Genomic DNA, 26,146 nt, shown 5'->3' with positions numbered 1-26,146 from the left:
ATGAAACGCCAACTCTTGCTTAGCCTCGCTTTCTCGGTACTGGCTGCAAACGCTTTCGCCCACCCGGTAGTCGCTGAAGGCGGCGCGGAACGCCTGATTGAAACCCGCGTTGCCGAAGGTGGTGCGGACCGTTTGCAGGAACGCGGCCTGGCTGAAGGCGGTGCAGATCGCTTGCAGGAACGTGGCCTGGCTGAAGGCGGTGCGGATCGCTTGCAGGAACGTGGCCTGGCCGAAGGCGGTGCTGATCGCTTGCAGGAACGCGGCCTGGCTGAAGGCGGTGCGGACCGTTTGCAGGAACGTGGCCTGGCTGAAGGCGGTGCGGATCGCCTACCGAGCAACCAGGTATAACTCCCGCTGTTGAAGGGACACCCCAAACCGGCCTGATCAGCCGGTTTTTTTTCGTCTCTGATTCAGGCGCTCAGGACGCGACAACCAGAAACTTCCTCCGATACGCGGCGGGCAACATGCCCACCCGTTGCTGGAACAGGCGCCGAAACGAGTTGCTGTCTTCATAACCGACGGCGTAGGTGATGCTGTCGAGGGTCATGCGGGTCGATTCAAGCATCTGCTTGGCCCGCTCCAGGCGCAGCGTTTGCAGGTAGCCGATGGGCGTATAGCCGGTGGCGTCCTTGAACCTGCGCTTGAAATTGCGCACGCCAAAGCCGAAGCGCTGCGCCACGTCATCGATCACCACCGGCTGGGCGAAGTGCTGCTCCAGCCAATGCTGCACCCGCAGTATTTCCCCATCGCCGTGACTTTTGGGCAACGACCACAGCGCATACACCGATTGCTCGGTGCGCACGTTGTCAATCAGCAAGTATTTGCTGCAGGTATGCGCCAGCTCCGGTGAGCCGAAGCGGCGGATCAGGTGCAGCATCAGGTCCATCGCCGCCGTCGCGCCGCCGCAGGTGATCAAGCGGTTTTCTTCGCAGAGAATCTGTGCGTCATCCAGGCTGACCTGGGCATAGCGGCGCCGGAACAACGCGGCAAATGCCCAGTGGGTGGTGGCGCGCGCACCGTGCAACAGGCCTGACTCGGCCAGCAAAAAGGCAGCCGTGCACATTGAGGCCAGCACCGCGCCTTGCCCGTGTTGCTCGCGCAGCCACGGCCCGTAAGCTGCAAACGTCGGCAGGGCTTGTTTCAACGTAAACAGAAAACCGGGGATCAACACCAAGTCAGTGCGCATAACTTCAGCCAGAGAACATTGCACCTGCAGGCGCTGCCCGCCCCAGGTCGTCACCGCCTGGCCATCCAGGGAAGCCATTACCACCTCGAAGGGCGGATTGTCGGCGAACAAGTTGGCTGCGCTGAGCATTTCCATGGCCAGGGTAGCGTTGGCCGCCGAACATTGATCCGCCAGCAGCAAGGTAATGTGCATTTTAGAAACCCACTTGCGCTTTTCGCATGAAATAAGTCATTTGCGCACCTACCTTAGCCGATTCCACGTCAGTACAGTGCCAGCATCGATCAATTGCCTGGTGTACTTATGAATTTATGGTTTCGACTGTTGCGCATGTTATTGCGTCGCCCCTGGCGCACACCGGCGCATGGCCTGGCCACCACCGTGGTGCGCATGCGCGTGTGGCCGCTGGACCTGGACTTCAACCGGCATGTCACCAATGGCCGGTATTTTTCCCTGGCGGATGTGGCCCGCATGGATTTCGTCCTGCGCACGGGCGCGTTTCGCGTGGCCTTGCGCAACAAAGCCGTGCCGATCGTGGGCGATACCTGGGGCAAGTTTCGCCGGGAGCTGAAGCTGTTCGAAGTATTCGAAGTGCACACCCGCATGCTCGGCTGGGACCACAAATGGAGCCTGATGGAGCACCGGTTTGTCAGCAATGGCCGAGTCATCGGCGTGGTGGTGATACGTGGGCTGTTTCGCTCCTCCAAGGGCACCCTGCCCCCCGCGGAGTTCGTGCGAGCGCTGGGCCTGGATGAGACCTCGCCACCGGTGCCGCAATGGATGAGCGACTGGGCGCGCAGTTGCGATGCAATGAGCGGGCAGTTGCGGGATGAAGAACAGGTTTGAAAGCGCTCAACCCGCAGGTGTCAGCTTCTTCAAGTTGGCCTGCGCATCATCCCGCGCGATGTATAGGAAACTTTTTCCTTCCTGTACCTTGAACAGAAGTTTCATACCGACCAGCTTTTCAAGATCCTTGCGTGCGGTGTTTTCCGAAATGTCATAGTCATGGGTGAGTTCCTTGGGCGTATAAATGCGCCCAGGATGTTGCAGCACTTTCTTCAAAAAATGGCCCTGTCGGTAATTCAACCCCTCCTTTAAATCAAGGGCATCCAACCAGCTCATCAGCTCTACGGCTTCTCGTCTTTTACCCTCGAAATACAACATGAATTCGTTCATTGCGCGTTCGATGATTCGCAACTGATAGATGACGAAATAGGTCAGATCGAACCCATCGGTTTCCGTATGGATATACGAACGCCCATATTGCATGGGGGCTTCTTTAAGCAGTGCGCTGATGGAAATGTACTCAAAGGGCCAATAACCACTTTTGAGCATGAACCAATAAAACAAAGCCCGTGCGGTCCGACCGTTGCCGTCTCTGAAGGGATGTTCATAACCCAGCATGAAATGAAGAATGATGGCCTTGACCACTGGATGGATAAAGTGCGCGCCGCCTTGGCCGTCATGCTGATCGTTGGCAAACCTGCAAAGCGCCTCGAGCCTGTCCGGCAGCACTGCGGCCTGAGGTGGTTGATGAATGATTTCATTCCCGGCGCCGCCAACAAAAATATCGTTGGTCGTCCTGATATGCCCAGGGCGAACATCGTCCTCTTCAATACCCGCCGTTGCGATGGCATGAAACTCACAGATCAACGCGACAGATAGCGCTTCGCCCTGGTTGTACTTGGCATGTTTCATCAGGTGATAGTTGTTGAGGATCATCCGCTCATCATCATTCTGCGGCGCACGCTCCTTGGCCAGCATGTCCTTGGCGATTTTGCGCGTAGTCGCCGCACCTTCCAGCTGGGCACTGGAGATGGCCTCCTCCATCATCAATGAATCGACCAGGTACTGAGCATTATCGCGGTACTGAGGAGACGCTGCTGCTGCACCGCCCAGGCTGGAGGTCACAGACTCGACGGCGTGAACCACCGCATCACTGAAATCCGTGGAACATAAGAAAAAAGCGCTACCGCATTCGCTCTTGAGCTCAAGGGTCTTGCTTGCACAGGCCCGGGACATCTTGATGGCGGCCCATGCCGCTTCCTTATCGACGCCGGGTGTGGGGTAACGGCGAAATTCATCCCAATGCAGATACCGGCCTTTGTCATCGACTGCCTTGAAAATGCGTGCAAGCTCGAACACCTGCAAGCCGTGACGACTCAATAACGTGCCGAAATCAGTGGGTTTATGGATCTTTGCCACAACTGAAACTCAATTTTCCAAAATTGAGTTGATCGTGGCGCATGGGCGCTTAGACGTCAACGTTTGCAGCGTAAAACCCGCAAGACGCCTCACCCTGTGACGGGCTGCCTTACGCTTCGCGCTTGACCTTCAAGTGCCGCGCGTACCACGGCCGCTGCGGCACGCGCTTGAACAGGCCTTTGAGCCGTTCTTCATCGGCGCCGAAGGTGATGCGCAGGGCCAGTTTCATGATTTCCGGGTCCATTTCCATCGAGCGCCCCTGCTGCAACCCCGGCGTGGTGCTGCAGCCATGGGTGTCCGGGCCGAGCCAGGGGTCGCCTATTTCAACCCAGCGCCCCGGCGCAAACCAGGCTACGCCGTTGACCTCGAGCCGGGTTACTTCGCCGGGATTGAAGCGTTCGTGGGCGCGAAACCAGTCTTCGATACGGTCATCGATCCAGCCGTGAAAGTGCCAGAACACCGGGTTGACATGGGATGAAAACGGATCGCCGAGAAAGTCATTCTCCGCTGCGTACCAGCGCGCGGCAAAGTCCGCAGGGTCGCGGGCAAACGGCACCGGGGCGCCGTTGGACGGGTCGCGCGGCACCGAGGCCCAGCGCATGTGCAGCCAGTCGTGCAGGCCCAATTCCATTTCCGAGCCCAATTGGCCGAGCGTCAATCGGGCCAGGTAGCGCGGGTCGCGGTATTGGGATTCCCACACCTGGAAATTGCTGTGGTAGGTCTCGGCGGCCTTAATGTCGCTGACCCACTGGGTGTAATCGGCGTCGTCCGGCGCCGACCAGCAGGGCGGCAGCGCAAAGCCGTCGTGGTTGTCGAAGTAACGCAAAAAGCCCTGGCGATCACGCTCCAGCGCCGGCTGCGGCGCGGGGAAATGCGGCCATGACGGCAGGTCCTGCAGGGAGCGGGCAGTGCCGAGCATATGGCGGTGCATGAAGAAGAAGTCGATGCCCGAGCCGTTACGGTCCTTGCGCTTGCCCCGCGCATCGCGCTCCTGGCCACGCGGGCCGGGTTGCCAGCCGATGCCGCGCAGGGCTTCGCGTTTTTCCTCGGAGAGTTTGTGCCATTGGTCACGGCTGGCGTGCCACAGCTGGTGAAACAAGCGATGTTCGGGGGCAATCAACCACGCCAGCAGGGCCTTGTTGAGGCCGATACGCTGGCGGGCTTCGGGGAACAGCTGTTTGTGGGCGATAAAACGGTTGTCGCGCTCGGTCAATGCCAACGGCCGCTCGAGGTCGAGGATCTGCCCACTGAGGGTGGCGCTGCCGGCATTGCCGAAGTCGGCCCAGACTTCATCGAGGGTCATCTTGAATTCGTAGGCAGGAATGCCCGCTGCCGAATCACGGTCGATCAGCCGCCAATAAAGCAACGCGCCCTCGCCCGTCAGCAGATCGCCCAAGACACGGTAGCGCGGCTCGCCGTCGCCACGCAGGTTCTCAGCGGTGTCCAGATACCCGCGCAAGCCCCGCCCACGGGGTGCGACATCCAGCAGCAACTGCAGGCCCTGCAACGGCAGGCCCTTGAGGCCGGCATCACGGCCTTCCAGGCGCAGGTTCCACACGCCGCGCAAGGTGTTCGCCAAGTGCTGGCCCTGGGTGTCGGCCAGGTCGACCGTGGCTTCGCCGGGGGTGACCGGGAATTCGTCTTCCCGTGTCAGCTCGCGATGGGCATAAAAGGCCGCAGGCACGGCCGCGCCGGTCAGCGCCAGGCCTGCGATGAACCCACGTCGAGAGATCGTCATTGTCTACCTTAGGAAACGGCTTAATCAGAGCTAGAACGTTTGCAGGCCGGGGAAATTTACCGGCCCGGCGGCGCCCGCTAAATTTCCCCTGCCATCGCTCGTTCTTCCCTGATAGCAACGGCCTCAACTGACTGAGATGGCAATGACAAAACCACGTTCGAAAAAGGCGCTGTATATCGGCCTGCCGCTGGCTCTGGCCGTCGCCGCCGGGGCCGGTTTCCTGGTCTGGGATCACTGGTTCAAGGGCAACGCCGGCTACCCGCTGGAGGTGATCAGGCAAGCCAACGAACTGCAGGATCGCCTGTTGTCGTTCGACAGCCATATCACCGTACCCATGGATTTCGGCACCGCCGGCAATGAAGCCGACAAGGATGGCAGCGGCCAGTTCGACCTGGCCAAAGCGTCGCGCGGCCGCTTGTCCGGTGCGGCCTTGACCATTTTCGGCTGGCCGGAAATCTGGAACGGCCCGAACGCCCCGCACAAACCCACCGACGGCTTTGTCGAAGAGGCCCGCCACGAGCAGGAGGTGCGCTACAAGATTATCTCCGGCATGGTCCGCGACTTTCCCAACCAGGTCGGCATCGCCTATACCCCGGACGATATGCGCCGCCTGCACGGCGAAGGCAAGTTCGCGATTTTCATCAGCATGCTTAACGCCTACCCGCTGGGCAACGACCTGAACCAGCTGGACCTGTGGGCGGCGCGCGGCATGCGCATGTTCGGTTTCAGCTACATCGGCAACAACGCCTGGGCGGACTCATCGCGCCCGCTGCCGTTTTTCAATGACACCGCCGACGCCCTCGAGGGCCTGTCGCCCATCGGCCAGCAAGCGGTGCAACGCCTCAACGACCTGGGCGTGATCATCGACGTGTCGCAGATGTCGACCAAGGCTCTGGAGCAGGTCGCGCAATTGAGCCGTACGCCACTGGTGGCTTCCCATTCGGCACCCAGGGCGTCGGTGGACATCCCGCGCAACCTCAGCGACAAGGAGTTGCAGCTGATCAAAAACAGCGGTGGCGTGGTGCAGGTGGTGGGCTTTCCTGCCTATCTGCGCCCCCTGAGCCAACCGACCCAGGACAAGCTCAACGCCCTGCGCGCGCGCTTCGACCTGCCGCCCCTGCCGAACCTGGCGATGGCCCTGATGCCGGGCGACGCGATCATCGCCGCGTGGCCCGAACAGCGCTTCGGCCAATACGCCAGTGAGTTGTACGCAATCCTCGAAGAAGAACCCAAGGCGACCCTCAAGGACTGGGGGGATGCCGTCGACTACACCGTGCGCAAGATCGGCATCGACCACGTCGGCATCGCTTCGGACTTCAACGACGGCGGCGGTCTGCAGGGTTGGGAGAACGTCGGCGAGGTGCGCAACGTCACCGCCGAACTGATCCAGCGTGGTTATTCCGAAGCCGATATCGCCAAGCTGTGGGGCGGCAACTTCCTGCGGGTATGGGAGCAGGTGCAAAAAGCCGCCAAACCCTTGGCCAACCGCGAAGTCAGCCCATGACCGACCGCCGCACCTTTCTCAAGCAGGCCGGCGTGTTTGCCGCCAGCCTGCCGCTGGGCGCCGCGCTGATGCCGCAGGTGCTGGCAGCCGCCACCAACGATCCCTGGACGGGATTGAAGCAGCTTTTCGACCAGGACCCGGATTACCTGCATTTTTCCAACTTCCTGGTGGCCTCGCACCCCAGGCCGGTGCGCGAGGCCATCGAGCGCTACCGCGCGCAGATCGACCGCAACCCCGGCCTGACGATGGACTGGGACCTGCAGGAAACCTGGAAACGCGAAGGCCAGGTGCGTGAGTGGGCCGGTCGCTACCTGAACGCCACGCCGCCGCAGATCGCCCTGACCGGCAGCACGTCCGAGGGGCTGGCGATGATTTACGGCGGGATCCAGGTGCGCGCCGACCAGGAAATCCTCACCACCGAGCATGAGCATTACGCGACACAGAACGTGCTGGATTTTCGCGTGCGCAAGGAAAGCACCCGGGTGCGCCGTATCCGCCTGTTCGACAGCGCCAGCCGTGTGTCCGTCGATGAAGTGCTGGGCAATATCCAGCGCAATATCCGCCCCAACACCCGTGTGCTGGGCATGACCTGGGTGCAGTCGGGCAGCGGGGTCAAATTGCCCATCGGAGAAATCGGCCAACTGGTGGATGAACACAACCGCCACCGTGACGACAACGACCGCATCCTCTATGTAGTCGACGGTGTGCACGGCTTCGGCGTGGAAGATCTCGATTTCCCTGGCATGCATTGCGATTTTTTTATCGCCGGCACCCACAAGTGGATGTTCGGCCCGCGAGGTACCGGCCTGGTGTGCGCTCGAGATCCCCAGAACAGGTACGTCACGCCGATGGTGCCGACGTTCTCAGAAGACAAGGATTTCGCCACCACCATGACCCCCGGCGGCTACCACGCTTTCGAGCATCGCTGGGCCGCCGACGAAGCGTTCAAGTTGCACCTGCAGTTGGGCAAGGCGCCGGTGCAGGCGCGAATCCACGCACTCAACACCGAGCTTAAGGAACAGTTGCTGGCGCATCGGCAGATCGAACTGGTCACGCCGCGCAGCCCGGAGTTATCGGCGGGCTTTACCTTCTTTCGGGTCAAGGGCCAGGACAGCGATGCAGTAGCGGCGCACATGCGGCAAAACCGTGTGGTGATCGACGCGGTGGACCGCGATGTCGGGCCGGTCATTCGCACCGCCCCCGGCCTGCTCAACAGCTCGGCTGAAATCCAGCGCTTCATGGCGCTGCTGAGCCAGCGGCTGTGACCCCTTTTTTTATTTGAACGAGACGCTCACATGATGCCCCTTCGACTCAAACCCCTGACCGCCCTGGCGCTCACCGCACTGTGCGGCGCCCTGCTCCCTGGCCTGGCCCAGGCGGCCGCACCGCAACCGGGCAAAGTCTTCAAGGACTGCAAGGACTGCCCGGAAATGGTGGTGCTGCCCGCCGGCACTTTCACCATGGGCACCCCGGAAGACGAAGTCGGCCGCGAGCCCGACGAAGGCCCGATGCATGAAGTGACCTTCGCCAAGCCCTTCGCCATGAGCCGCTTCCAGATCACCGCCGGCGAGTGGGACAGCTACGTGCGCCAGACCGGGGTCACCATCGCCAACGGCGACGATCGCCCCGGCCGCGAATGCATCGCCAGCAAACCGCGCTACCCTCAGGGGCCTCGCCAGCCGGCCGTGTGCATGGACATGGACGACATCAAGCGCTACGTGAGCTGGCTGTCGAAGAAAACCGGCCAGCAATACCACATGGTCAGCGAGGCCCAGCGCGAATACGCCGCCCGTGCCGGCACCAGCGGGCCGTTCCCCTTCCCGTTCGACGAGGGCAAGGGCTACAGCATCGCCCAGCACGCCAACACCTACGGCCCGGCGGACGGCTACAGCTATTCGTCACCGGTGGGCAGCTACCCGCCCAATGCGTTTGGCCTGTATGACATGCACGGCAACGTGTACGAGCGGGTTGCCGATTGCGAGCATGCCAACTACATCGGCGCACCGACTGACGGCAGTGCCTGGGTGGAGCCGAACTGTGAGGCCTACCAGATCCGCGGCAATGACTGGGGCGAAGCGCCAGTATTTTCCCGCTCCGGCAACCGCAACAACATCTACCCGCAGACGCGCGGTGACTGGATTGGATTTCGGGTAGTGCGCGACCTCTAAGCCATACACGCATCCACTGTGGGAGGGGGCTTGCTCCCGATAGCGGTGATTCAGTCAATGCAGATGTCGACTGATACACCGCTATCGGGAGCAAGCCCCCTCCCACATTTCGGATTGCGCTCAGCCTTTTTTGGCCAACAGCTCCAGGCCTTCATGCAACGCCGGGAACAGGCTGTTGTTGAAGTTGTTCCAGCGCAGTTCGAGGATCGTGTCCTCTGGTGAAATCTCGGTCTTCAATACGTCGTGGAACACTTCGCCGGAATCGATACCGTTATCCACATAGTGGAACGATGCTCCGGTAAGGTACAGCGGCTCCGAAGGTGTGGTGGCCTTGGTCGCCCAGTCCACCACCGTCTGCCCGCGTGCGCCGTATAACGCGTTCCACGTGGCATAGGCGCCACGGCGTTCGTAAGGCGATTCGATACGCGTGATTCCCGGATGGATGTTCATGATGCGCCGCGCAAACGGCGCGCCTGGGCGCACCAGGTCATCGAGGATCACCAGCAAGCCATCCAGCACCACGATGTCAGCGTTCAATTCAACCAGCGTGTCATGCAGGCGTCGTTCGAAATCCTGCTTGCCGGCGATATGTTCAGCGCTGCCCCGTGGCAGGCGGCGATAGGTCGACGGCACGCTCAGCAGCAGGTCGTTGACCAACGTGCCCTGCACGCGCAAGTCGGCCGGGTACAGCCATTGGCGGCCAGGCTGGTAAGCGAAGCCGTAATCGGCGACCAGTGCCTGATCCCGCGGGTTTTGCTCATCATCGTCATACACCACGCCGACCAGGTTGTAGGCGTCGCCCAGCGAGGTGTCGTTGAGCGAGCCCACCAGAAACTCCAGTACCGACTTCATGTAGCGCTCATGGTCCTTGTAGGCCACCGGCTGCCCGGCCTTGTCGGCGGCGGCATTTCTCAGGGACCACACATACACCAGGTTCTTTTTCGTCATTGTCTCGCTCTCGCAGAAGGAATACGTACGGCGTGAATAGCCGTGCGCCTACCCAACAGGAACGAATCAGCCCTCGCGCAATTTATCCCCGCGCCGGCACACCGGGCTAAATAGTCGCGCCGACACTTCGTTTGTCATGGGTAAGGGTCTGTGTGCCCAGCCCCTCTTTTCACTCTCCGGGATGTATTTATGACCGACCCCAAACGCGGCGCCTTCAACGGTTTGCTCGCCCTGCTCCGGCCCTTTCGCGCCATTGTGACGATCTCCGTGGGCCTCGGCATGGTCGGCGGCCTGGCCATTACCCTGCTGCTGGCCACCATCAACAATGCGTTGCATTCTGCCGACGGCATGACCCAGGGCGTGGTGATGACCTTTGCCGCGTTGTGCGTGGTGGCGCTGCTCAGTTCGATCATTTCCGACATCGGCACCAACTACGTCGGGCAACGAATCATCGCCGCCCTGCGCAAGGACCTGGGCGAAAAGGTGCTGTCGGCGCCCATCGGGCAGATCGAACGGTATCGCTCGCACCGCCTGATTCCGGTGTTGACCCACGACGTCGATACCATCAGTGACTTTTCCTTCGCGTTCACGCCCCTGGCTATCGCGGCCACGGTCACTCTCGGTTGCCTGGGCTACCTGGCCTACCTGTCCGTGCCGATGTTCCTGATGATGGTGGTGGCGATCATTATCGGCAGCGCCGTGCAATTCATCGCCGGCGGCAAAGGCATTCAGGGCTTCGACCTGGCGCGCAGCCATGAAGACGAGTTGCAGCGTTACTACAACGCGATCGCGTCCGGCGCCAAGGAACTGCGCATGCACCGGCCACGGCGGTTTCGCATGAACACCCATCGCATCCAGGAAACCGCCGACCGCATCAGCGATATCCAGGTGCGCTCGGTGAACATTTACATCCTCGCCAAGACGTTTGGCTCGATGCTGTTCTTCGTGGTCATCGGCCTGGCCCTGGCAATGCAGGCGTACAACCCCAATCCGGATCCGACCGTAATCACCGGGTTCGTGCTGGTGCTGCTGTACATGAAAGGCCCGTTGGAGCACCTGCTCGGTTACCTGCCTGTGGTCGGCAAGGCCAAGATTGCCTTTGGCCGCATCAGTGAGCTGTCGGAACGCTTCTCGTCGCCGGAACCGCACCTGTTGATGGACGACAGTGAAGCGCCAAAGCCGGTGGTCAACAGCCTCGAGCTGCGCGACGTGAGCTACAGCCCGCCAGCGGTAGAAGGCAGCGAACCGTTCCACCTGGGGCCGATCAACCTGAGCATCAAGCAAGGCGACATCGTGTTTATCGTCGGTGAGAACGGCAGCGGCAAGACCACTTTGATCAAGCTTTTATTGGGCCTGTACCCGCCCCAGGCCGGCGAGATTCGTCTGAACGGCGAAGCGGTCACCGACCCGGAACGCGACGACTATCGTCAGCTGTTCACCACGGTGTTTTCCGACTACTACCTGTTCGACGACCTGGTGCAAGGCAGCGCCACCCAGTCCCTGGACAGCGCCACTAAATACCTGGAACGCCTGGAAATCGCGCACAAGGTCAGTGTCAAGGACGGTGTGTTCAGCACCACCGACCTCTCCACCGGCCAGCGCAAGCGCCTGGCCTTGGTCAACGCCTGGCTGGAAGAACGCCCGGTGCTGGTGTTCGACGAATGGGCCGCCGACCAGGACCCGGCCTTCCGCCGAATCTTCTACACCGAGCTGTTGCCGGACCTCAAGCGCCTGGGCAAAACCATCATCGTGATCAGCCACGACGACCGTTATTTCGACATTGCCGACCAACTGGTGCGCCTGCGCGCCGGCCAAGTGGTGCACGAGATGGAGCCGGCGTGAATTTTATTTTCCGGTTTTTCGAGGTAGGAACGTCTCACTAGTGGTAATGAGAATTAACCTCAATAGATACGTATAACTGCCCACTTAAAACCTAGAAGAGAAAGTATCCATGCCAGCACGACTCGGTCTCAGCCCCCTGAGCAAAGTGTTATCCATGCGCAGGGCCCTGAACATGAACCTTCTTCCGAGTGCCCTGGCACTGGCGGTGTCGCTGCCGATTGCAGGCTATGTACAGGCCCAGGAGATCGAGTTGAACATTCCTGCCCAGCCGCTGGGGAGCGCGCTGCAGGAATTCGGGCGCCAGACCAATGTGCAAGTGTTGTACAGCCCTGGCGATGTGCAGGGTAAGAACAGCCGGGCCATCAAGGGCAAGCTGCAGCCGCAGCAGGCCATCGATGCATTGCTGGCAGGCAGCCAAACCACCTACAGCCTCAACGGCAATACCTTGACCGTGGCTGCTGCCAGCGCGGGTGGCGGGCTGGAGCTGAGCCCGACCGAGGTAACCGCCAACTACCTGGGTAACATCACTGAAGGCTCGGGTTCCTATACTCCGGGCACCATCGCCACCGCCACGCGCCTGACCCTGACACCCCGGCAAACCCCGCAGTCGATCACAGTGCTCACCCGCCAGCACATCGAAGACTTCGGCCTCAACAACATGGATGACGTGATGCGCCACACCCCGGGCATCACGGTGTCGGCCTATGACAGCGACCGTACCAACTACTATTCCCGTGGTTTCTCGGTCAACAGTTTCCAGTACGACGGTATTCCGTCCACCGTGCGTAACGTCGGTTACTCGGCGGGCAACACCTTGAGCGACATGGCGATCTACGACCGGGTTGAAGTGCTCAAGGGCGCCACCGGCCTGCTCAACGGGGCCGGTTCCCTGGGGGCAACCATCAACCTGATCCGCAAGAAACCAACGGCGGATTTCAAAGGGCACGTGCAACTGGGCGCCGGTTCCTGGGACAACTACCGCAGCGAAGTGGATGTCAGCGGCCCCCTGACCGACAGCGGCAATGTGCGTGGGCGTGCGGTCGCCGCTTACCAGGACAAGAAGTCCTTCATGGACCACTACTCGCGCAAGACCGAAACCTACTACGGCATCACCGAATTCGACCTGTCCCCCGACACCATGCTGACCGTGGGCTTCGATTACCAGGACAACGTTCCGCAGGGTTCGAGCTGGTCCGGCTCCTTCCCGCTGGTCAATTCCAACGGCAGCATCAACAAGATGCCGCGCTCCTACAACAATGGCACCACCTGGAGTTCCTGGGAGCAGAACACCCGTACCGCGTTCGCCATGCTCGAGCATGACCTGGGCGACGGCTGGGTGACCAAGTTCCAGCTCGACCACAAGATCAACGGCTATCACGCCGACCTCGGTTCGATCCAGTTCGTCCAGCCGGCAGCCGATGGCACCGCTGAAATCAACGGGCAGAAATACACCGGCGAAACCAAAAGCACTTCCGCCGACCTCTACGCTACCGGGCCTTTCAGCCTGTTCGGCCGCGAACATGAGCTGGTGGTGGGCGGTTCGATCGGTACCTCGCGCTGGCAGGGCAAGGGTTACTGGTCGCCGGAATGGCCGGGGGGCAATAAAGTCGATTTCTATAACTGGAATGGCCATATCTCCAAGCCGATCTACGGCCCGGCCCAGCAGTACATCGACGACACCATCCGCCAGACAGGCTACTACGTAACCACACGCTTGAACGTGATGGATGACCTGAACGTGATCCTCGGCGGGCGCGTGGCTAACTACCATGTGACGGGCAATAACCCTTCCTACAAGGAAACCGGCCGGTTCATCCCGTACGCCGGGGTGATCTACGACCTCAACGAGAACTTCTCGGCATACGCCAGCTACACCGATATTTTCCAGCCGCAGGAAAGTACCTATAAGGATCGCAACGAAAAACTGCTGGAACCGGACGAAGGGCAAAACTACGAGATTGGCCTCAAGGGCGAATTCTTCGAGGGCCGCCTGAACACCAGCATCGCTTACTTCGAAGTGCACGAGACCAACCGCGCGATCTCGGACGATGCGTACAACAACCAGACGCCGACCCCGCAAAATTATGCGTTCAAAGGCTCCAAGGCCGTGACCAAAGGCTACGAAGCGGAAATCTCCGGTGAACTGAGCCCAGGCTGGCAAGTGCAAGGTGGCTACACCCACAAGATCGTGCGCGATGATGACGACAAGAAGATCTCCACCTTCGAACCTGAGCATCAGGTCAACCTGAACACCACCTACAAGCTCAAGGGTGACCTGGACAAGTTCACCATCGGCGGCGGCGTACGCTGGCAGACCAAGGGCTGGAACGAGATCTGGAACGGGCCGCTCGAAACCAACCAGGACATCACCCAGGAATCCTACTGGTTGGTGGACCTGATGACCCGCTATCAGGTCACCAAGAACCTGTCGGCGACGGTCAACTTCAACAATATCTTCGACAAGTCCTACTACACCAACGTCGGTTTCTATAACTCCGCCGCCTACGGCGAGCCGCGTAACGTGATGGTCAGCACCCGCTGGGACTTCTGACCGCACTGCGGCAAGCTCCCCAATCTGTGGAGTAATGGAGATCCAAATGTGGGAGGGGGCTTGCTCCCGATGGCAGTGTGTCAGTCAATACATCTGTTGACTGTGACACCGCAATCGGGGGCAAGCCCCCTCCCACATTGGATACGGGTTACCCCATCGCTTCCGCCAAGCTGCGGATGAACACGGCACTGTCGACAATGCCGTCGTGGTCCGTCTCGATCATCACCGAACGCTCGATGCGTCCCTGGCTGATCACTGTCGCCATCTGCTGTTCGATCAGTTCCCTGAAGCGCCCTGCCCGGCTCATGGACGCCCACCAGCAACTGACAGGCGCCTTGATCGGTTTGAAGTCGGCCGCCACCATTCGTTCGCTCAGCGCCCGGTCGACGTCCCAGGCAATCTGCGCTTCGTTACCGTGCAGCAATTGCTCCCTGATCGCGATAAAGGTGTCACCCAAGGCCTGCTCAGCCCAGCTCACGAACCCTTGCCATTGTCCCGCTTCATCCTCGGCATCGCGCTGGCACTGCGCCCAGGCACGCTGAATCGCGTCGGCGGATTCAGGGAACATCACACCCAATAAAGCGGCTCGGCGCTCGTTGGCTGACACCTCACGATCGTCCCCGAGGTCCACCGCGTCCCAGTAGGGTTTGACCCACTGTGGCGGTGCGGCGTCGATCCACCCCACGAACTCCACGTCACGCCCCGCCTGTTCCAGGCCGTGCGCCACTTCCATCGCCAGGTTGCCCCCCAACGACCAACCGGCCAGACGGAACACCCCCTCAGGCTGGGCCGTCAACAGTTGTGCGGTGTAATCCTCGACCATCACTTGCCAGTGCGGCACCGCTGCGCCGTCCTCGGCCAAGGCACGACACATCACCCCCAATACCGGGCGCTGCTCGCGCAGTGCCAGGGCAATTGCGGTGTAACAATGCACCGAGCCGAAACTTGGGTGGAACAGGAACAACGGCGTGCCTTCGGTCTGCTGGTTGAGCTTGACGATCAACGACGTGCGGCTATCGCCCTGCACGCATCTGACCTGACCCGCTACGGTGGGGTTAAGCATCAACTGACTGACCGACACGTTCACGCCGCTGACTTTGCGGATGCGCTCCTTGAGCATCAGGACCCGCAACGAATGGCCACCCAATTCGAAGAAGTTGTCGTGCAGCCCCACGCGCTCCACGTCCAGCACCTCGCTCCAGATCGCCGCGACCTGCCGTTCGAGTTCGCTATGCGGTGCCTGGTACTGCTCGGCGAAGTGGGCCTGCGGCTTGGGCAATGCCTTGCGATCCAGCTTGCCATTCGGGCTCAGCGGCATCTGCGCCAGCAGCACCCACTGCGCCGGCACCATGTAATCCGGCAACTGCTCGGCCAGGTGCGCAACCACCTGCGCCTTCCAATCCTCCTGAGTTGTTTGCAGCACCAGGTAACCCACCAGATGCGTGCCGTCGACGGCCAGCACCGCCGCTTCGCGGACGCTGTCGAGCGCCAGCAGGCGTGCTTCGATTTCACCCAGCTCGATGCGCAGCCCCCTCAGTTTTACCTGATGGTCGATGCGCCCGGCGTATTCAATCACGCCATCCTCACGATAACGCGCCAGGTCGCCGGTGCGATACAAGCGCGCGCCGCTGCCGAACGGGTCGGTCACAAAGCGTTCGGCGGTCAGCGACGGGCGACGGTGATACCCCCTCGCCAGGCCCACACCGCCCAGGTACAACTCGCCCAACACACCGACCGGTGCCGGTTCCAGGTTGTCGTCGAGCACATAGCACGCCAGGTTGGCGATCGGCCGGCCAATCGGCACGGCGTCGCGGCCTTCCTCGACACAGGTCCAGTGGGTCACGTCAATCGCCGCTTCGGTCGGGCCATACAAGTTGTACAACCCGGCGCGGGGCAGTTTGGCGAAGACCTGCTGCTGGGCGTCTGCAGGCAGCGCTTCACCACTGCACACAATGCGCTGCAGGCTGTGACACGAGGCGACGTCCGCGTCCTGCAAAAAGGCTTGCAGCATGGACGGCACGAAGTGCAGCGTGGTGATGTGCTGTGCGTTGATCAGGCTGACCAGCCTGGCCGGGTCACGATGGTCGCCCGGTGCGGCCACCACCAGCCGTGCGCCGGTCATCAACGGCCAGAAGAACTCCCACACCGACACGTCAAAGCTGAACGGGGTTTTCTGCAGCACGCTGTCGTGCGCGCCAAGGCCATACGCCTGCTGCATCCAGCATAGGCGGTTGGTCAGCGCACGATGGCGGTTGCCGGCGCCCTTGGGTTGGCCGGTGGAGCCGGAGGTATAGATCACATAGGCGAGGTTTTCGCCCTGCACCGCGATGTTCGGGTTGTGGGCGCTGAAGGCGTCCAGCCAGGCATCGCCGCTTTCCAGCACCAGGCTTTGCACCCCCGCCGGCACCGGCAGTTGCGCCTGCAAGTGGGCCTGGGTCAATAGCAGTTGCACACCGCTGTCCTGCAGCATATAGGCCAGGCGCTCACGCGGGTATTCCGGGTCCAGCGGCACATAGGCACCGCCCGCCTTGAGCACCGCCAACAGGCCGACGACCATTTCGATCGAACGCTCCAGCGCCAGCCCCACCAGCACATCCGGGCCGACGCCGGCAGCCATCAGGCGATGAGCCAGACGATTGGCCCGCGCATTCAATTGGGCATAACTCAAGGTCTGCCCGGCGAACACCAAGGCCGGGGCCTGGGGTGTGCGCTGCGCTTGGGCCTCGATCAACTGGTGCACCGCTTGATCCAGCGGATACTCCACCGCCGTGGCGTTCCAGGCCTGCACCACCGTTTCGCGCTCGGCTGCAGCCATGGACGGCAATGCACCGAGGCGTTGGGAAGCATCGTCGGCCAATGCCAGCAATAATTGTTGGAAATGCTCGGCCAAGCGCTGGATGTGCGTCGCGCTGAAGGCATGGCGGTCGTAATTGAACTCCACGCCCAGGCTGTCGCCCAGCGCCAACAAGACCGTCAATGGGTAGTGAGTCTGCTCCAGGCTGTGCACCGCGCCAAAGCGCAGCCCCGACGGCGCGCCCTGCTCCAGGGCCTCTGACACCGGGTAGTTTTCGAATACGAGAATACTGTCGAACAGCGCCTCGCCGCCCAGGCCGGCCCAGCGCTGGATCTCGAACAACGGCGTGTGTTCCTGCTCGCGCAAGCCCAGGTTCTGCTGCTGGATCTGCTGCAGCCACTGGCTGACCGACATCTGCGCATCCGGGGTCGCCACCACCGGCAAGGTGTTGATGAACAAACCGACCTGCTGTTCGATCCCGCGCAGTTGCGCCGGGCGCCCCGCCACCGTGGCGCCGAACGCCACGGTCGCTTGCCCGGTGTGCTGGCGCAGCAGCAACAGCCAGGCACCTTGCACCAGGGTGTTGAGGGTCACTTTGTTGCGCTGGGCGAATGCCTTGAGGCGTTCGGTTTGCGGCGCGTCAAGGCCCAGGCGATGTTCACCGTTGACCGCCAGGCTCACGTCTGGCTGGGCATGTGTGCCCCGTGCCAGGCGCGTGGGTTCCTGCAAGTCACTCAACTGGTCTTTCCAGAACGCCTGGCTGAGCGCCTTGTCCTGGGCTTGCAGCCATGCGATGTAATCGCGATAACGCCCGGTCGGCGCTGGCAACGGCTCACCCGCATAGTGTTGCAACACCTCGCCGAACAACTGCGAACCGCTCCAGCCGTCCATCAGGATGTGGTGGTTGGTGTAGATCAAGTGATAACTCGACGCGCCGGTGCGCACCACCGTCAAGCTCAACAGGGGGGCCTGTTCCAGCACAAAGCCCTGGGCCCGTGCCGATTCGGCGAGGCTGTCGAGAGCTTGGGCGGTGTCCTCGCGGGTCTGCCAATCCAGCTCGAAAAACGGCAGCCGTGCCTGCTTGTAGACCACCTGCAGCGGCTGCTCCAGCGCGGTCTGCCAGACAAACCCGCTGCGCAGGATCTCGTGACGCTCGACCGCCGCCTGCCACGCCTGGTGGAAGCGCGATACATCCAGGCCGTGCACGTCGATGCGCATCTGGTTGATGTAGTCACCCGAACCTTCGCCATACAGTGACTGGAAGAGCATGCCTTGCTGCATGGGCGACAGCGGGTACAAGTCTTCGACCTCGACCGCGTTCAGCGCCAAGTCGTCAAGCTGGTGCTGAGTCAACTGTGCCAGCGGGAAGTCGGAGGGCGTCACGCCCTGGTTGGCAGGCGTGCAGCAGTGGTCGATCAGGGCTTTGAGTTCCTCGGCGTACTCGTCGGCCAGTTGCTGGACAGTCGCCTGGGCAAACATGGCCTGGCTGAAACTCCAATTGAGCTTCAGCTCGCCGCCATACACCTGGCCGTTGATTTCCAGCCAGTTGCCCAGTGGCGCCTCCGGACTTTGCTCGGCACCGCTGGCGTCATCGGACGGCGCGAACAGCCCTGCTTGCTCAGCGCTGTCGAAGCTGGCGTCGAATTGCCCCAGGTAGTTGAACGTGATGCGTGGGCGCGGCAACGCGGCCAATGCCCGCTGGGCCTCGGCATCGCCCAGGTAACGCAATGCGCCAAAGCCCAGGCCTTTGGCCGGGACAGCGCGCAGCTGTTCCTTGATCTGTTTCAGAGAGCCGGCCAACGTCGCGGCCGGCAGCAGTTGCAACGGGTACAGGCTGGTGAACCAGCCGACGGTGCGGGTCAGGTCGATCTCATCGAAGAGGTCTTCGCGACCGTGGCCTTCGAGCCTGATCAACATCGACTCGTCGCCGGTCCAGCGCGTGATCACACGGGCCAGGGCGGTCAGCAACAGGTCGTTAATCTGGGTTCGGTAGGCGCTCGGCGCGTCCTGCAGCAGGCGCTGGGTGTAGGCCGGGTCCAAATGCGTGGTCACACTCAGCGCAAGGTGGTTACTCAGGCTGGCCTGCGGGTCTGCGCCCGGCAAGCCGGACGGGCTGCCCTGCAAGTGCGTCTGCCACCAGGCCAGCTCGTGTTGCAGGGCGGTGCTGCGCGCATAGGTCTGCAAGCGCTCGGCCCAGGCACGGGTGGCGCTGGTCTTGGCCGGCAGTTGCACGGCGGCGCCCTGGGCAAGTTGCTGGTAAGTGCTTTGCAGGTCTTCGAGCAGGATGCGCCAGGACACGCCGTCGATCACCAGGTGATGGATGACCAGCAACAAACGCTGGGAACCGTCGGCCAACTGCGCCAGCACCGCGCGCAACAATGGCCCGGCACTCAGGTCGAGGCTGCGCTGGGCTTCTTCGCCCAGGGCCTCAAGTTCCTCGACGCTATTCAAGCGGGTCTGCCACAGCACCTGGTCGGCCTGGTGCTGTTGCGGCTCGCGATACGCCGCGCTCCAGCCCGCCGGCCCGTGTACAAAGGTGCTGCGCAGCGCATCGTGGTGCACGATCAGCGCCTCGAGCGCGGCCACCAGCAGCGGTGCCTGCAACGGTTGGTGCGGTTGCAGCACCACGGACTGGTTCCAGTGGTGGCGCTGGGGTATGTCATCGGCAAAAAACGCCTGCTGTACCGGCAGCAGCAGTAACGCGCCGCTCAGCGCCGACTGATCCAGCAGCACTGCGCCCTCGCCTTCCCGGGCGACGGCCGCCAGGCTCTGCACGGTCTGGTGCTGGAACAGATCCTTGGGCGAGAACCGCACCCCGGCCTGACGCGCGCGACTGACCACCTGGATCGAAATGATCGAATCGCCGCCCAGCTCGAAAAAGTTGTCATGCAAGCCCACTTGCGGCAGGCGCAACACGTCGGACCAGATCGCAGCGATTTTGCGCTCCAGCTCACTCTGCGGCGCCACATACACCTGCTGCATCAGGCTCACATCCGGCAACGGCAGGCCCTTGCGGTCGAGCTTGCCGTTGGGGGTCAGCGGCATGCGTTCGAGAAACATCAGGTGCGTGGGCACCATGTAGTCCGGCAAGCGGGTTTTCAGGGCGCGGCGCAGGGCTTCGCGGCCGTTGGCTTGGGCGACGGCATCGTCGAGCAGGGCCGGGTCCAGCGGCACCACGTAGGCCACCAACTGCTTGCCGGTCGGGCCTTCCTGGGCCACCACCACGGTTTCGCCGACGCTGTCCTGCTCACGCAGGCGCGCTTCGATTTCGCCCAATTCGATACGGAAGCCGCGGATCTTGACCTGATGGTCGACACGGCCGAGGTAGTCCACCACCCCGTCCGCACGCCCACGGGTCAGGTCGCCGCTGCGATACACGCGGCTGCCGGGCTTGCCGAACGGGTCCGGCACGAAACGTTCGGCGGTCAACGCCGGACGCTCCAGGTAACCCCGCGCCACGCCCTCGCCGCCCAGGTACAGCTCGCCGGCCACGCCGATGGGTTGCAGGTTGAGTTGGCCGTCGAGCACGTAGCCGCTGCGGTTGCCAAGCAAGGTGCCGATAGGCGCGTACACCGCGCCGCAAGGGTCGCCTTTGCGCGCCTTCCACAGCAGCGGCGTGACCACGGTTTCGGTGGGGCCATAGCCGTTGAACAGGTAAGTCGGTTTCAGTGCGCGCCAGGCCAAGTCATAGCTGGCCTGCGCCACCGCATCACCGCCGAAGCAATACACGCGCACCGCCGGTGGGTTGCCGTCACGCTCGGCATGTTCAGCCAGTTGTTGCAGGTACACCGGTGGGAACACCGCCATGGTCACGTGGTGGCGGTGCATTTGTTCGTAGGTGTATTCCGGCAACCACAGGCTGTCGTCGCGGATCAGCACACTGGCGCCGTTGATCAAGGGGTGCATCCAGCCTTCGTGGGCACCGTCGAAGGCGAACGACATGAAGTGCAGTTCGCAATCGGCGGGGCTGGTTTCATAGCGCTCGCCAGTGGCAATGATGTGCGCCACCAACGGCCCGTGAGGCACCGCCACGCCCTTGGGCATGCCGGTGGAACCGGAGGTGTAGATCACGTAGGCGAGGTTGTCGGCGTGCAGCGCCACATTCGGCGCCGCGTCATGCGCATCGCACCCAGCCAGTAGCTGATCCACAGCCAGGGCTTGCAGGCCTTCCGGGATCGGCAGGCGGTGTTGCACCGCCGAGTGGGTCAGCAGCAGCCGCGAGCGACTGTCCTGCATCATGTACAGCAGACGGTCACGCGGGTATTCGATATCCAGCGGTACGTACACGCCACCGGCTTTGAGCACCGCGAGGAAGGCCACCATGATTTCGGCACTGCGCGGCATGGCGATGGCCACCCGCACTTCCGGGCCGACGCCACGGGCGATCAGCGCATGGGCCAGGCGGTTGGCCTGGCGGTCCAGTTGGCCGTAGGTGAGTTGCTCGTCCGCAAACTTCACCGCCACCGCCTCCGGCGCCTCGCGGGCGCGGTCGGCCACCAATTCATGCACCAGCCGCTGGGCCGAGAAGCCGGATTCAGTACGGTCCCACAGTTGCAGAATCTGCTGCTGCTCGGCGGCGTCCAGCAAGCTCAACTGGCCAAGCTGCTGCCGAGGGTTGGCGACCATGCCCTGCAACAGGTTCTGCCAGTGGCGCGCCATACGTTGCACGGTGCTGGCGTCGAACAGGTCCTGGGCATATCCCAGGGTGGCCCAGATACCTTCGGTAGACTCCTGGATATCCAGGTCCAGGTCGAAATGCGCGGTCTTGCTTTGCCACTCCAGCCCTTCGACCAGAAGTTGCGGCAATTGCTGCTGGACCTGGGCCTGGCCGACGTCGGTCTGGTGGTTGAACATCACCTGGAACAACGGGTTGTGGCTCAGGCTGCGCTCCGGTTGCAGCGCTTCCACCAGCTGTTCGAACGGCAAGTCCTGGTGGGCCTGGGCTTCCAGCGCGCGCTGGCGGGTATGTTGTAACAGCTGCTCGACGCTCATCTGGCCGTGCAGCTCGGCCTTGAGCACCTGGGTGTTGACGAAGAAGCCTATGAGACGCTCGGTTTCGCTGCGATTGCGGTTGGCGATGGGCACGCCGACGCGGATGTCTTCCTGGCCGCTGTAGCGATGCAGCAGGGTCTGGAACGACGCGAGCAGCAACATGAACAGGGTCACGCCCTGTTGCTGGGCCAGGGCCTTGAGGTTGTGGCTCAGTTCAGGGGCCAGTTCGAAGGCCAGGCGCGCGCCACGGTGGCTTTGCACGGCCGGGCGCGGGTGATCGAATGGCAGCTCCAGCACGCTTTGCTCGCCGCCGAGCCGGTCACGCCAGTACGCCAGCTGGCGGTCCTTCTCGCCCGCCTCCATCCAGTTGCGCTGCCACACGGCGTAGTCAGCGTACTGGATCGGCAGCGCCGGCAGTTGCACATCAAAGCCTTGGCTGTAGCCCGCATACAGCTGCACCAGTTCCTCGACCATCAACTGCATCGACCAGCCATCGGAGACGATGTGATGCTGCACCAGCACCAGCACATGCTCATCCGCAGCCAGGCGCAGCAGCGACACGCGCAGCAATGGGCCGCGTTCGAGGTCGAACGGCTGGGCGATCAGCGCCTCCACCTGTGCCTTGAGGTCGGCCTCGTCGACCTCGGCGTGCGCGATCTGCAACGACGCCAGCGGCTCGATCACTTGAACCGTGCGCGCGTGATCCTGGCGCAGATAAGTGCGCAGGCTTTCATGCCGGGCCAGCAACGCATCAAAGCTGCGCTGCAACGCGTCCAGGTCCAACTGCCCTTTCAGGCGCAGCGCACTGGGGATGTGGTACGCGGCGCTGTGGGGTTCCAACTGCCAGAGAAACCATTGGCGCTCCTGGGCGTAGGACAGCGGCAAGGGGTGCTCGCGCCCAGTCGGCAATAAGGCTGGCGCGGTCGGCACCTGGCTGTCCTGGGCCTGCAATGCCGCGACAAATGCATCCAGTCGCGGGTATTCGAACAACGCCTTGAGCGGCACCTCCAGCTGCAATGCCTGGCGAATGCGCGACACTACTTGCATCGCCAGCAACGAATGCCCGCCCAGTTCAAAGAAATGCTGGTTCAAACCGACCTTCTCGACACCGAGAATATCCGCCCAGACCGTGGCGACCTGTTGCTGCAACGGCGTGACCGGCGCCAGCCAGCCCGGTTGCGCCGCGTTGGCGTCGGGCTTGGGCAGAGCCTGGCGGTCCAGCTTGCCGTTGGGGTTGAGCGGCATGCGTTCAAGGAAGATCAGGTGCGCCGGCACCATGTAATCCGGCAGGTGTGCGCGCAGGATGATCAGCAAGTGCTCGCCGGTCTTTTCGCGCTCGGCCTCGCTCAACGGCTGCGCGGGCACTAGGTAGGCCAGCAGCTGATTGTCAGCCGCCAGCAACAGCGCTTCTCGCACGCTGTCCTGGGCCAGCAGCAAGGTTTCGATCTCGCCCAGTTCGATGCGGAACCCGCGAATCTTCACCTGATGGTCGACCCGCCCGACGTACTCCACCACCCCATCGGCGCGATAACGCGCCAGGTCGCCAGTGCGATAAAGCCGCTCGCCACAGGCGTTGAACGGGTTGGCCACAAAGCGCTCGGCGGTCAGGCCCGGGCGCTGCCGATAAGCACTGGCCAGGCCGCTGGCGCTGGCAATGTAGAGTTCGCCCACGGCACCGATCGGCAACAGGTTCAGGTCGCGATCAAGCACCAACAAGCCACGCCCAGGCACTGCGCGGCCAATGGGGCTGGCGGTGACACCGCTGATGACGTTGGGGTCGGTGCAGTCCAGCACGCTGGAGACCACGGTGGCCTCGGTCGGCCCATAGGTGTTGAGCAGCCGCACATGCCCCAGGCCCGCCCGCTGCCACAACAGCGGGCCGTCCAAGGGCATGGCTTCGCCGCCGATATGCACCTGGCGCAAGGCGCCGTAAGGCCGCGAGCCCGCCGCCAGGCAATCCTGCAAAAACAGCTTCCAGTACGCCGTGGGCAAATCGGCCAGGGTGATGCCCTGCGCAATGATCTGCCGGTACAGCTCGGCGCCGTCCCACAGCTGCGGGCCGCGCAGCACCACCGTAGCGCCGAGGGTCAGGGCCGGGTACAACTGCTCGACGAAGCCGTCGAAGTTCAGGGTCGCAAACTGCAACACCCGATCCTGCGCGACCAGGTGCGAGTACTCGGCGGCGATGCCGGCGAACTCACTCAACGCCGCGTGGCTGATGGCAACGCCCTTGGGCTTGCCGGTGGAGCCCGAGGTGTAGATCACATAGGCCAGGCTTTGCGGTTCGAAAGCACCAGGGGGATTGTGTTCGGCGCACAACGCCAACGACGCCTGGGCAAGGTCGATCGCCACGGCGTCTACCTGCGCCGGCAATGGCAGGCGCTCGCGCAGGTGCGACTGGGTCAACACCAGGCGCACGCCGCTGTCCTCGAGCATATGCAGCAGACGCTCGCGCGGGTACTCGGGGTCCAGCGGCACGTAGGCGGCGCCGGTCTTGAGCACCGCCAGCAAGCTGACCACCATGGCAAAGGAGCGCTCCACGGCGATCCCGACCAATGCGTGCGGGCCTACGCCACGGGCGATCAGGTAGTGCGCCAGGCGGTTGGCCTGGCGGTTCAACTCGCCGTAACTGAGGGTTTGATCATCCAGGGCCAGGGCCTGGCGTTCGGGCTGCTCGGCGGCCTGGGCCTCGAACAAGTGGTGCACGCCTTGCAATGCATGGGCGCAGGCCGGGGCATTCCAGTCCTGGAGCATGCGCTGCTGCTCGGCGGCCCCCAGCATCGGCAGCTCGGCCAGACGGCTGCGCGGCGCGCTGACCAGCGCCTGCAACAGCTGCTGCCAGTGCTGCGCCAGGCGCTCGATGGTCGCGGCGTCGAACAGGTCGGTGGCGTAGCTCAACGCCGCCCACAGCCCGTCGGTTGACTCGTGGGTGTCCAGGCTCAGATCGAAATGCGTGGTCTGGCCGTCCCAGTCCAGTTCCACCACGCGCAGACCCGGCAATGCCTGGCCGTCACGCGCGCCCTGGCCGTCGGTCTGGTGGTTGAACATCACCTGGAACAACGGGTTGTGGCTCAGGCTGCGCTCAGGCGAAAGTGCCACCACCAATTGCTCAAACGGCAGGTCCTGGTGGGCCTGGGCCTCCAGGGCGCGCTGCTTGGTCTGTTGCAGCAGCTCGACAAAACTCATCTGCCCGTTCAGGTCAGCCTTGAGCACCTGGGTGTTGACGAAAAACCCGATCAGCCGCTCGGTTTCAACGCGGTTGCGGTTGGCAATCGGCACGCCGATGCGGATGTCCGACTGCCCGCTGTAGCGATACAACAGGGTTTGGAACGACGCGAGCAGCAGCATGAACGGGGTGACGCCCTCCTGCTGGGCCAGGCGCTTGAGGCCGGCGACCAGCTCGGGTTGCAGATGCACCTGCAAGCTGGCGCCGCGATGGCTTTGCTGCGCCGGGCGCGGACGGTCCAGCGGCAACTCCAACACCGGTTGTTCACCGCCCAGCAGCGCCTGCCAATAGGCCAGTTGCCGCGCCCGCTCCCCCGCTTCCATCCAGCCGCGCTGCCACAGGGCGTAGTCGGCGTACTGGATCGGCAGTTCCGGCAGTTGCAGGCCCTGGCCTTGGCTGTAGGCGGCATACAACTGTACCAGCTCTTCGACCATCACCTGCATCGACCAACCATCGGACACGATGTGGTGCTGCACCATCACCAGCACATGGTCATCTTCAGCCAGTTGCAACAGGGTCACGCGCAGCAGCGGCGCCTGGAGCAGATCGAAAGGCTGGGCCACCTCCGCTTCCACGCGCGCCATCAATTGCGCTTCATCAATCTGCGCCTGCTGGATATGCACCCGCGCCTCGGGCAGCACGGCCTGGCGCACCTGCTCGCCGTCCTCGATCAGTTGCGTGCGCAAACTTTCATGACGGGCCAACAGGCTGTCGAAGCTGCGCTGCAGGGCCGCCAGGTCGAGCCGCCCTTGCAAGCGCAAGGCGCCGGGGATGTGGTAAGTGGCGCTATCGGGGTCCAGTTGCCAGAGAAACCACTGGCGTTCCTGGGCGTAGGACAACGGCACGGTGTCGCTGTCGTGACGCGTCGGGGCAATCGGCAGTTGAGCGAAACTCATGCCCCGGCCCTGCAGACGCTGATAGAACTGCTGGCGTTGTTCCAGAGGCAGGCGAAGAAAGCGCGACACCAAGTCGATGTTAGGGTTGGAAAGCATGGT

General features: G+C 62.7%; 12 protein-coding genes. 7 read left to right on the top strand and 5 right to left on the bottom strand.

Translation table 11 applies throughout. The features are described 5' to 3' along the window. Positions 1–348, top strand: coding sequence for a hypothetical protein (locus C4J90_RS11800; RefSeq protein ID WP_124419844.1), 348 nt, complete (start codon positions 1–3; stop codon positions 346–348). Between the two features lie 70 nt (positions 349–418). On the opposite strand, the gene C4J90_RS11795 is transcribed toward C4J90_RS11800, so the two are convergent. Continuing rightward, on the bottom strand, positions 419–1,378 hold the full coding sequence (locus C4J90_RS11795; RefSeq protein ID WP_124419843.1) for a GlxA family transcriptional regulator: 960 nt from the start codon (positions 1,376–1,378) through the stop codon (positions 419–421). Positions 1,379–1,486: 108 nt separating this feature from the next. Here C4J90_RS11795 and C4J90_RS11790 point away from each other — a divergent pair, with 108 nt between their 5' ends. Further along, positions 1,487–2,029: a thioesterase family protein gene (locus C4J90_RS11790; protein WP_124419842.1), complete on the top strand. Its 543-nt coding sequence runs from the start codon at positions 1,487–1,489 to the stop codon at positions 2,027–2,029. Positions 2,030–2,035: 6 nt separating this feature from the next. On the opposite strand, the gene C4J90_RS11785 is transcribed toward C4J90_RS11790, so the two are convergent. Together C4J90_RS11785 and C4J90_RS11780 are read right to left on the bottom strand one after the other, a co-directional pair. Beyond that, complete coding sequence (locus C4J90_RS11785) at positions 2,036–3,388, bottom strand: Fic family protein (RefSeq protein ID WP_124419841.1); 1,353 nt, start codon at positions 3,386–3,388, stop codon at positions 2,036–2,038. 109 nt (positions 3,389–3,497) lie between these two features. Then, entirely contained in the window at positions 3,498–5,126 is a 1,629-nt protein-coding gene (locus tag C4J90_RS11780; protein WP_124419840.1) for a PvdJ/PvdD/PvdP-like protein, read from the bottom strand. 142 nt (positions 5,127–5,268) lie between these two features. Here C4J90_RS11780 and pvdM point away from each other — a divergent pair, with 142 nt between their 5' ends. The 3 genes from pvdM to C4J90_RS11765 are packed head-to-tail and all read left to right on the top strand — an operon-like array spanning position 5,269 to position 8,798. Further along, on the top strand, positions 5,269–6,630 hold the full coding sequence (pvdM, locus tag C4J90_RS11775) for a pyoverdine-tailoring dipeptidase-like protein PvdM (RefSeq protein ID WP_124419839.1): 1,362 nt from the start codon (positions 5,269–5,271) through the stop codon (positions 6,628–6,630). Then, positions 6,627–7,895 carry an aminotransferase class V-fold PLP-dependent enzyme gene (locus C4J90_RS11770; RefSeq protein WP_124419838.1) on the top strand — a complete coding sequence of 423 codons (1,269 nt, stop codon included), beginning with the start codon at positions 6,627–6,629 and terminating at the stop codon, positions 7,893–7,895. Before pvdM ends, C4J90_RS11770 begins: the two co-directional genes overlap by 4 nt. Before the next feature lie 30 nt (positions 7,896–7,925). Then, the gene (locus C4J90_RS11765; RefSeq protein ID WP_124362552.1) at positions 7,926–8,798 is read left to right on the top strand and encodes a formylglycine-generating enzyme family protein; all 873 of its coding nucleotides are present in this window, start codon (positions 7,926–7,928) and stop codon (positions 8,796–8,798) included. A gap of 120 nt (positions 8,799–8,918) precedes the next feature. On the opposite strand, the gene C4J90_RS11760 is transcribed toward C4J90_RS11765, so the two are convergent. Further along, a complete protein-coding gene (locus C4J90_RS11760; protein ID WP_124419837.1) occupies positions 8,919–9,746 on the bottom strand; it encodes a N(5)-hydroxyornithine transformylase PvdF in 828 nt (275 codons plus the stop codon). 189 nt (positions 9,747–9,935) lie between these two features. Between C4J90_RS11760 and C4J90_RS11755 the strand changes: the two genes are divergently transcribed. Together C4J90_RS11755 and C4J90_RS11750 are read left to right on the top strand one after the other, a co-directional pair. Next, entirely contained in the window at positions 9,936–11,588 is a 1,653-nt protein-coding gene (locus C4J90_RS11755) for a cyclic peptide export ABC transporter (protein ID WP_124419836.1), read from the top strand. 109 nt (positions 11,589–11,697) lie between these two features. Next, positions 11,698–14,139 (top strand): TonB-dependent siderophore receptor, encoded by a 2,442-nt coding sequence (locus tag C4J90_RS11750; RefSeq protein ID WP_124414506.1) that lies wholly within the window; start codon positions 11,698–11,700, stop codon positions 14,137–14,139. Positions 14,140–14,287: 148 nt separating this feature from the next. On the opposite strand, the gene C4J90_RS11745 is transcribed toward C4J90_RS11750, so the two are convergent. Next, entirely contained in the window at positions 14,288–26,143 is an 11,856-nt protein-coding gene (locus tag C4J90_RS11745; RefSeq protein WP_124419835.1) for a non-ribosomal peptide synthase/polyketide synthase, read from the bottom strand. Positions 26,144–26,146 lie beyond the last annotated feature (3 nt).

The sequence above is a fragment of the Pseudomonas sp. R2-60-08W genome (assembly GCF_003852335.1).
Taxonomy (GTDB): Bacteria; Pseudomonadota; Gammaproteobacteria; order Pseudomonadales; family Pseudomonadaceae; genus Aquipseudomonas.
This window is presented reverse-complemented; position numbering and strand designations above follow the sequence as displayed.

Excerpts from the sequence above, each read along its gene's own strand:
- C4J90_RS11800 (WP_124419844.1), top strand. The coding sequence starts at position 1 with ATGAAACGCCAACTCTTGCTTAGCCTCGCTTTCTCGGTACTGGCTGCA.
- C4J90_RS11795 (WP_124419843.1), bottom strand. The coding sequence starts at position 1,378 with ATGCACATTACCTTGCTGCTGGCGGATCAATGTTCGGCGGCCAACGCT.
- C4J90_RS11790 (WP_124419842.1), top strand. The coding sequence starts at position 1,487 with ATGAATTTATGGTTTCGACTGTTGCGCATGTTATTGCGTCGCCCCTGG.
- C4J90_RS11780 (WP_124419840.1), bottom strand. The coding sequence starts at position 5,126 with ATGACGATCTCTCGACGTGGGTTCATCGCAGGCCTGGCGCTGACCGGC.
- pvdM (WP_124419839.1), top strand. The coding sequence starts at position 5,269 with ATGACAAAACCACGTTCGAAAAAGGCGCTGTATATCGGCCTGCCGCTG.
- C4J90_RS11770 (WP_124419838.1), top strand. The coding sequence starts at position 6,627 with ATGACCGACCGCCGCACCTTTCTCAAGCAGGCCGGCGTGTTTGCCGCC.
- C4J90_RS11765 (WP_124362552.1), top strand. The coding sequence starts at position 7,926 with ATGATGCCCCTTCGACTCAAACCCCTGACCGCCCTGGCGCTCACCGCA.
- C4J90_RS11760 (WP_124419837.1), bottom strand. The coding sequence starts at position 9,746 with ATGACGAAAAAGAACCTGGTGTATGTGTGGTCCCTGAGAAATGCCGCC.
- C4J90_RS11755 (WP_124419836.1), top strand. The coding sequence starts at position 9,936 with ATGACCGACCCCAAACGCGGCGCCTTCAACGGTTTGCTCGCCCTGCTC.
- C4J90_RS11750 (WP_124414506.1), top strand. The coding sequence starts at position 11,698 with ATGCCAGCACGACTCGGTCTCAGCCCCCTGAGCAAAGTGTTATCCATG.
- C4J90_RS11745 (WP_124419835.1), bottom strand. The coding sequence starts at position 26,143 with ATGCTTTCCAACCCTAACATCGACTTGGTGTCGCGCTTTCTTCGCCTG.